The following is a 7,824-nucleotide window of genomic DNA, read 5'->3' on the forward strand; positions in this document are numbered from 1 at the left end:
AAAGGCTGAAAGCGAGCGCGGTCACTGTGGGAGCGGGCTTGCCCCGCGAACACGGGCGAAGCCCGTGCCATCCACCGTGCAAGATTCTTCGCGGCTAAAGCCGCTCCCACAGTGACCGCGCAGGCTTCTGGATTTTGAGTCAGACAGCAGGGCCAGGTTGACTCGCTAGGCAGGTATAAACTGCGCTGGCGGCCAATCTGAATACCCGTGCAGAGCCACTGTCTCGCACAAAGGCTGAAAGCGAGCGTGGTCACTGTGGGAGCGGGCTTGCCCCGCGAACACGGGCGAAGCCCGTGCCATCCTGCAGGTCGTCAGGCACCCTGCCGGTCGATATCACGGCGCAGGACCACCGACGTGGTAATGTCATCCACGGATTCGTGCCGTGCCACGTTGTCGCGTACCTGGTTGAGGTCGTCGATCGTCCGGGTCTCCACTTCAACCACCAGGTCAAGCTGGCCGCTCACCGAGGAAACCCGCCGCACGCGTGCGTCCGTGGCCAACTGGTCGAGCAGCCCCATGGCAGGCGTGCGCTGCAATGTCACCAGCAAGATCGCGCGTATCACATTGGCATCTATTTCGCCGATATCCGCCCGATAACCGCGAATGACCCCGCTGCGTTCAAGGTTGGCGACGCGCTCGGTCGTGGCGCTTCTGGAAAGGCCTATGCGGCCGGCTAATGCCTTCAGCGCAATGCGCGCGTCCTTCGAAAGTACTTCAAGAATCTCACGATCTTTTGCGTCCAGCTCACGCATTGCACCACCTGATTAGCTTGCCGTCATTATGCCGGTCGGAACCGGCATAATGCCTGTTGATCCCGACGGTATGCAGGGTGTCGGTTTCGGTGGTGCATGACAAGCTATTGAAAAACAATTTGCTCGCTCGGAACGTGATGACATGACAGACCTTTCCCACCCGGCACCTCGGTTTTCGGCAAGCGAAGCCGAGGGCCTTGCAAAAGATTTCTTCAATGTCTCTGGCACTGCCACGCCCCTGGATGGGGAGCGTGATCGTAATTACCGGCTGGAGACTGGCCTGGATGCAGGCTGGATACTGAAAATCGTCAATGCCAGCGAACCCAGGGTGGAAAGCGAGTTCCAAACCGCGCTGCTTGATCACCTGGCCGTGCACGGCGCGCATTTGCGCGTGCCTCACTTGCGGGCCAGCATGGCTGGCGACTACCTGCCATCGGTGACCAGTGCCACAGGTGAAACGCACGCGGTACGCCTGGTCAGCTGGTTAGCCGGTACGCCACTTGCCGAGGCCAGGCGCTCATTCGCCCTGATGAAAAACTTCGGTCGGGCACTCGGTGAACTCGACCGCGCACTGCAGGGCTTCATGCACCCGGGTGCCGTCCGCGACCTTGACTGGGATCTGCGCCATGCTGCGCGCTCCCGGTCGCGCCTGCACTTCATCAAGAGCCCTGAACGCCGGGCCATTGTCGAGCGCTTCATCACCCGGTTTGAACAGACCGTACAGCCCAAGCTGGCGTCCCTCCGGGCGCAGGTGATTCACAACGACGCCAACGACTGGAACATCCTGGTCGATGCCGAAACCACCAGTACCGTGACGGGCTTCATCGACTTTGGCGATGCCGTGCATACCGTGCTGATTGCCGAGGTCGCGATTGCCAGCGCGTACGCCATTCTGGACATGGACGACCCGATCGGCGCTGCTGCTGCGCTGGCCGCCGGTTTCCACGAGACATACCCGTTGCAGGCGCAAGAGCTTGATGTGTTGTTCAACCTGATCGCCATGCGCCTGGTCGTCAGCGTCACGTTCTCCGCTTCCCGGCAGGATCAGACAGAGCACAACCCCTACCTGGCGATCAGTGAAGCGCCTGCCTGGCGCCTGCTGGAACAACTCGACTCGATGAACCCACGGCTGGCCACCGGCATACTGCGCAAGGCCTGTGGTTTCGATGCCATCGAAGGCGCGGGTGATGTCCGCCGCTGGATTGCGGACAACCACAAATCCTTCGCCGACCTGGTGCGCCCGTCCGCCGCCATCCTCAACAAGGTGATTGCACCGTTTGGTGACGCCACCCACGAGATGACCATCGCCTCGGCTGAGCAGCGCCCTGCAGATGCAACCCGTTGGTGGGAAGCGTTTTCTGCTGCTCACCAGGTGCCATTGGCCATCGGGCCATGGGGGGAGTTGCGCACCATCTACACTGACAGCGCGTTCGAGTCCCGTTTCATCAAAGGGCAGCGCCGCACACTGCATGTCGGTGTCGACCTGGTGATGCCAGCGGGTACGCCGTTGTACGCACCGGTCGCTGGCACTGTCAGAAGTGTGGAGGTTGAACCAGACCCGCTGGGGTATGGTGGCCTGGTGATGATCGAGCACACGCCACCCGGTTGCCCGCCATTTCTGACCCTGTGGGGGCACATGGCCCATGAAGCGCTCAGCCGCTTGAAAGCCGGTGACAAGCTCGAAGCCGGCGACTTGGTCGGTTACATGGGCACCGATCATGAAAACGGCGGCTGGATTCCCCACCTGCACCTGCAGATGACCACCGATACCCAGCTGAGTGCGAGCGAGGTCATTGGCGTGGGTGAGCCCGAGTACCAGGAGGTATGGGCCGACCTGTTCCCCGATGCCTCGGCCTTGGCGGGTATCCCGCCAGAGACCTACACCCAGCAAGGGATGACCAAGGCCCAGATTATTGCCAAGCGCAAGGATCTGCTGCTACCTAACCTGTCAATTTCGTACACCGACCCGATCAAGTTCGTGCGTGGTGATGGCGTATGGCTGATCGACAACTTCGGGCGCGCCTACCTGGACTGCTTCAACAACGTGTGCCACCTGGGCCATAGCCATCCCGACGTGGTCGAGGCCTTGACCCGCCAGGCTGCGCTACTCAACACCAACACCCGTTACCTGCACGACAACATCGTCGAGTACGCCGAACGCCTGACCGGTACCCTGCCAGAGGGTCTTTGCGTAGCGTCCTTTGGTTGTTCGGGGAGTGAAGCCAACAGCCTGATGCTGCGCATGGCGCGCAACTACACAGGCAGTGACCAGGCGATCGTGCTGGACTGGGCTTACCACGGCACCACGCAAGAACTCATCGACCTTAGCCCTTACAAGTACAAGCGCAAGGCCGGCAAGGGCAGGGCGGCACATGTTCACGAGGCGATGGTCCCGGACAGCTACTACGCGCCCGGGCACTGGCCAGTGGAAGAGCATGGCAAGCGTTTTGCCGAGTCGGTCGCAGAGCAGCTGGATGCCATACGCAAGGCAGGCAAGGGCCCAGGCTTCTTCCTTGCCGAGTCGATCCCCAGCGTGGCGGGGCAGGTGTTCCTGCCTGACAACTACCTCAAGGAGGTCTACGCCATGGTTCGCGCCGAGGGTGGGCTTTGCCTGGCCGATGAGGTACAGGTCGGGTTCGGCCGCGTCGGTAGCCACTGGTGGGCATTCGAGACCCAGGGCGTGGTGCCGGATGCCGTCACCATGGGCAAACCGATTGGTAACGGCCACCCGATGTCGGCGGTTGTCACCACGCGTGAGGTTGCCGATGCCTTCAATAATGGGATGGAGTATTTCAATACCTTCGCCGGCAACCCTGTGTCGTGCGCGGTAGGCCTGGCGGTGCTCAATGCAATCGAGCGCGACCAGTTGAAAGAAAATGCCTTGAGTGTTGGTAACTACCTGCTCGATGGGTTCCGCAAGCTTCAGCAGCAATTCGATGTGATTGGTGATGTGCGCGGGCTTGGGCTTTTTCTCGGCATCGTCCTGGTCACCGACCGCAAGTCGAAGGCGCCGGCCACGTCCCTGGCCCGGAAAGTGGCTGATGGCGCCAGGGAACGCGGCGTATTGATCGGCACTGAAGGCCCGCATGACAACGTGCTGAAAATGCGGCCATCGATGATTTTCAGCCGGGCCAATGCCGACTTCCTCCTCGACGTGCTGAAAGACAGCTTTACCGCAGCACTGAAGTAGCTTTTGCAGACTACGCGGTCTTTGCAGGCGCGACACAAGGCCGCGCCTGCATCACGCCTTCTGCCGGTCTATGTCACGCCGCAACACTACTGCCGTAGTAATGTCATCTACAGAGTCGTGGCATGCCACGGCGTCCCGCACACGGTTCAAATCATCAATCGTCCGTGCTTCGACCTCCACTATCAAGTCGAGCTGCCCGCTGACCGATGAAACCCGTTTCACCTGGGCGTTCTGTGCCAGAAGGTCCAACAACCCAAGTGCCGGTGTACGTTTCAGCGCTACCAGGATGATTGCCCGTATGACATGGGCATCGATTTCACCGATGTCGGCGCGATATCCGCGAATGACCCCACTGCGTTCCAGTTGCAAAACCCGCTCGCTGGTGGCACTTCTTGACAGGCCAACTCTTGCAGCCAGCGCTTTGAGTGCCACACGCGCTTCCTTGGAGAGTATGTCGAGGATTTCTCGATCTTTGACGTCTAATTCGCGCAATGCTGACACTCCCGCCTGATCACCGATAAGTGACTGGCCGCCCAAAGTACAGTAGGTAAACCAGCCGAATACTTGCTTGTTTTTAGTGCATCGGCAGACACTACTCCAGTTTTTCAAGGCCCGAAGTAGTGCCGGCATTGTGTCGGTCGATTCCGGCAATGTGCCAGTCGAACGCGCACATTGCAGGGTGATTTCAAGGGATCAGTGTGCAAAGCTCTCAGTGAAGGTTGGGGCCTCAGAACCCAAGACAATAAGAAATAGAAACTTCCAAGGAGTGCCTCGATGCTGGCAAGAAAAACCAGGATGCTACTGGCTTCCACCGCTGTTGCGGCGGCTGGGTTGTTCTCTCACGGCTTGGCGCACGCCGATGACTTGCAGGCCGTTCAAGCATCAAAAGTACTGCGCGTGGCAATGAGCGGCCAATACGCTCCCTTCAGCTTTGCCAATGAAAAAAATGAAATTGTCGGTTTCGATGCCTCTATGGGTGAAGCACTCGCTCAGCGTTTGGGCGTGAACATAAAAATTATTACCACACCGTTTGACGGCATTATCGCCGGGCTGCTGGCCAAGAAGTATGACGCTGTCATTGCCTCGATGACCATTACCCCCGAGCGGCTGAAAGCCGTCGACTTCGTGGGCCCTTATTACCATGCAGGCCGTACCATCGGCGTCAAGGAAGACTCTTCGATCAAGGGGCTTGATGACCTGAAGGATGTCACCGTTGGCGTTACGTTGGGCGACTCGCATGACAAATGGGCGCGTAATCGCGGCAATCTTAAAGTGCGCACCTATAAAGGCTTACCGGAAATGCTGGTGGACCTGGAAGCCGGTCGTATCGACGCGGTAGTGATGGACAGCATTCCGGTCATGGTTGCGGTAAAAGAGACCGGGCAGAAGGTGCGCATCATCAGCCTGCCGGACGAGCAGGGTGGCCGTGAAGGCCTGGGCATTGCCATTCGCAGAAACAACCCTGAACTCAAGGCCCAGTTGCAGAAGGCGCTGGACGAGATTCTGGCCGATGGCACCTATAAAGAAATCTCCATGAAATGGGTGGGTAGCGATATTCGCTGATGCACACCTGGAGTGGCCTGACCGAAAGGTTGGGCCGGGTTGGCTGAATTTTGTGAGTGGTTTTTATGGACCTGTCATTGATCCATCGCACCTACCCGTTCTTCCTGGACGCCGCCTGGGTAACTGTGCAGATTTCGTTGCTATCACTCTTACTGGGTTTACTCCTTGCCTGCGTGCTGGTGGCGTGCCGGTTATCGCCATTTATTATCTTGCGGTGGGCAGCCAAGATTTACGTCAGCGTATTTCGCGGTACACCCTGCCTGGTGCAGTTGTTCATTATCTATTTTGGTGGGCCACAAATAGGTATTGAGCTTGAGCCGTTTGCTGCTGCGGTGATCGGTTTAGGCATGAATATAGCGGCGTATATGTCGGAGTCCATTCGAGGGGCTATCGATAATGTCGACCCAGGCCAGGAGGAGGGCGCACGGTCGATTGGCTTCAGCCGCAGCCAGACGCTGTTGTTCATCATCATTCCCCAGGCAATGAAGCTGATGATCAGGCCACTTGGCGTAAATGCTATCGGCCTGATCAAGGGTTCTGCCCTGGTGTCGGCCATTTCGGTGGTCGAACTGACTTACACCGCGCAGCGCTTCATCAGTTCAACCTACAGACCGTTCGAGATATTCATGGTGTCGGCGCTGCTTTATATCGTCATGGTCTACGCGGTCAAGTACCTGGTGGAAGTGCTGGACCGGCGCTACGCAACCCAGTGAGGAGTGCCAGTGGAAGGGTTCAACCTGAGTGTCATCACGCCTTACTATGAAATGCTGGCAACCGGTCTGTGGTGGACGGTTGTCATGTTTCTCTGTTCCAGCGTCATCAGCCTGATGGTGGGTGTGTTATTCGCCTTGATCGACCTGTATGCGCCGAAAGCCATGGCACTGCCTGTGCGCTTCGTGACCTGGCTGTTGATGGGCACGCCATTGTTGCTGCAACTGTATCTGATCTATTACGGGCTGGTTCAGGTGGGTATCGATATTCCGGCGCTGGCTGCGGGGATAATCGGGCTAAGCCTGCATTTTGCGGTGTACAACGCTGAGGTGATCAAGTCCGGGATCGAGGCGGTCGACCCAGGCCAGATAGAGGGCGCGCGCTCGATTGGCCTTAGCAAAGCCATGACCCAGCGCTACATCATTGTTCCGCAGGCGCTCAGAAAAACCATTGCGCCACTGGGGAACAACCTCATTGTGTTGCTGAAGGACACTTCACTGGTGTCGATCATCGGTATTGCCGAACTCGTCTACAGCGCCCAATTGGCTGTCAGCGAAACGTATAGCCCCTTTGAGTTCTATATAGCCGTCGCAGTGATCTACTACGTGGCCAATCTGGTACTCGAGGCGGGGTTGCATCTTATTGAAGCCAAGGTCGAGATGTCACGATGAACAACAACGCTATGGTAGAAGTGAAGGGCGCTCGCAAAGCCTACGGCACACTTGAGGTGCTCAAGGGCATCGACCTGTCGGTCTCGCGTGGGCAGATCTTCGCTATCATCGGCCCGAGTGGCTCTGGCAAAAGCACCTTGCTGCGGTCGATCAACCATCTCGAAGTGCTCAATGACGGTGAAATCTGGCTGGATGGTGATCAGGTCAACCGCCCCTTGAAAGGCCGCGCCTTCGAGCAGCACATCAATCGGGTGCGCCAGCAAATGGGCATGGTGTTTCAACACTTCAATCTGTTCCCGCACCTCACCGTCTGTGAAAACGTCGCGATAGGGCCTGTGAAGCTCAAAGGCTACTCGAAAAGTGCGGCCAGAGCGCTGGCCCTAGAGTACCTGCAAAAGGTCGGGCTGGAAAACAAGATTGACGAATATCCGTCGCGCTTGTCCGGTGGGCAGAAGCAGCGCGTTGCCATTGCCCGGGCGTTGGCCATGCAACCCAAGGTGATGTTGTTCGATGAAGCGACCTCAGCCCTGGACCCGGAGCTTGTGGAAGAGGTGAACCTGGTAATGAAGCAACTGGCGGCCGAGCACATGACCATGTTGATCGTCACGCATGAGATGCGCTTTGCCGGCGAGGTTGCAGACCAGATCGTATTCATGGATGGTGGGGTTGTTGTGGAACAGGGGGCTCCTGGGGACATTCTGAGGAACCCGGTGCAGGATCGTACCCGGGCTTTTTTGAAGAAGCATTTGCAAGCCGACCCTTTGTAAGAGGGCCGGGTTTCTTCAAAAACCAGGCAGGCGGGTCAGGCCAGCTTTTCCAGCTCTGGCACCGCTTCGAACAGGTCAGCGACCAGGCCGTAGTCGGCCACCTGGAAGATCGGCGCTTCTTCGTCCTTGTTGATCGCAACGATCACTTTGGAGTCTTTCATGCCGGCCAG

At 58.2% G+C, this 7,824-nt stretch carries 7 protein-coding genes and 1 pseudogene; 5 read left to right on the forward strand and 3 right to left on the reverse strand.

The window, feature by feature from the left end; all coding sequences use genetic code 11:
* Positions 1–311 precede the first annotated feature (311 nt).
* Positions 312–752, reverse strand: coding sequence for an Lrp/AsnC family transcriptional regulator (locus tag AC07XM_RS30335; RefSeq protein ID WP_016486802.1), 441 nt, complete (start codon positions 750–752; stop codon positions 312–314).
* A gap of 142 nt (positions 753–894) precedes the next feature.
* Between AC07XM_RS30335 and AC07XM_RS30340 the strand changes: the two genes are divergently transcribed.
* Positions 895–3,942, forward strand: coding sequence for an aminotransferase class III-fold pyridoxal phosphate-dependent enzyme (locus AC07XM_RS30340; protein WP_016486803.1), 3,048 nt, complete (start codon positions 895–897; stop codon positions 3,940–3,942).
* 51 nt (positions 3,943–3,993) lie between these two features.
* On the opposite strand, the gene AC07XM_RS30345 is transcribed toward AC07XM_RS30340, so the two are convergent.
* Complete coding sequence (locus AC07XM_RS30345; RefSeq protein ID WP_096426957.1) at positions 3,994–4,434, reverse strand: Lrp/AsnC family transcriptional regulator; 441 nt, start codon at positions 4,432–4,434, stop codon at positions 3,994–3,996.
* A 282-nt stretch (positions 4,435–4,716) separates the two neighbouring features.
* Between AC07XM_RS30345 and AC07XM_RS30350 the strand changes: the two genes are divergently transcribed.
* From AC07XM_RS30350 to AC07XM_RS30365, 4 genes are all read left to right on the forward strand, one after another.
* Positions 4,717–5,505, forward strand: a complete 789-nt coding sequence (locus AC07XM_RS30350) for an ABC transporter substrate-binding protein (protein WP_102690217.1) — start codon at positions 4,717–4,719, stop codon at positions 5,503–5,505.
* A gap of 65 nt (positions 5,506–5,570) precedes the next feature.
* Positions 5,571–6,218 (forward strand): amino acid ABC transporter permease, encoded by a 648-nt coding sequence (locus tag AC07XM_RS30355; RefSeq protein WP_102690218.1) that lies wholly within the window; start codon positions 5,571–5,573, stop codon positions 6,216–6,218.
* Between the two features lie 51 nt (positions 6,219–6,269).
* The gene (locus AC07XM_RS30360; protein ID WP_054833407.1) at positions 6,270–6,887 is read left to right on the forward strand and encodes an amino acid ABC transporter permease; all 618 of its coding nucleotides are present in this window, start codon (positions 6,270–6,272) and stop codon (positions 6,885–6,887) included.
* Between the two features lie 11 nt (positions 6,888–6,898).
* The gene (locus tag AC07XM_RS30365; RefSeq protein WP_082422073.1) at positions 6,899–7,654 is read left to right on the forward strand and encodes an amino acid ABC transporter ATP-binding protein; all 756 of its coding nucleotides are present in this window, start codon (positions 6,899–6,901) and stop codon (positions 7,652–7,654) included.
* 35 nt (positions 7,655–7,689) lie between these two features.
* Here the strand turns inward: AC07XM_RS30365 and AC07XM_RS30370 are convergent.
* Positions 7,690–7,824, reverse strand: a pseudogene (locus tag AC07XM_RS30370) (electron transfer flavoprotein subunit alpha/FixB family protein); the annotation flags it as partial.

It is taken from the genome of Pseudomonas sp. GW460-LB5 (genome assembly GCF_059423245.1).

Bases quoted from the DNA above. Each gene is read 5' to 3' on its own strand.
- AC07XM_RS30365 (WP_082422073.1), top strand. From the start codon at position 6,899: ATGGTAGAAGTGAAGGGCGCTCGCAAAGCCTACGGCACACTTGAGGTG.
- AC07XM_RS30355 (WP_102690218.1), top strand. From the start codon at position 5,571: ATGGACCTGTCATTGATCCATCGCACCTACCCGTTCTTCCTGGACGCC.
- AC07XM_RS30340 (WP_016486803.1), top strand. From the start codon at position 895: ATGACAGACCTTTCCCACCCGGCACCTCGGTTTTCGGCAAGCGAAGCC.
- AC07XM_RS30335 (WP_016486802.1), bottom strand. From the start codon at position 752: ATGCGTGAGCTGGACGCAAAAGATCGTGAGATTCTTGAAGTACTTTCG.
- AC07XM_RS30350 (WP_102690217.1), top strand. From the start codon at position 4,717: ATGCTGGCAAGAAAAACCAGGATGCTACTGGCTTCCACCGCTGTTGCG.
- AC07XM_RS30360 (WP_054833407.1), top strand. From the start codon at position 6,270: ATGCTGGCAACCGGTCTGTGGTGGACGGTTGTCATGTTTCTCTGTTCC.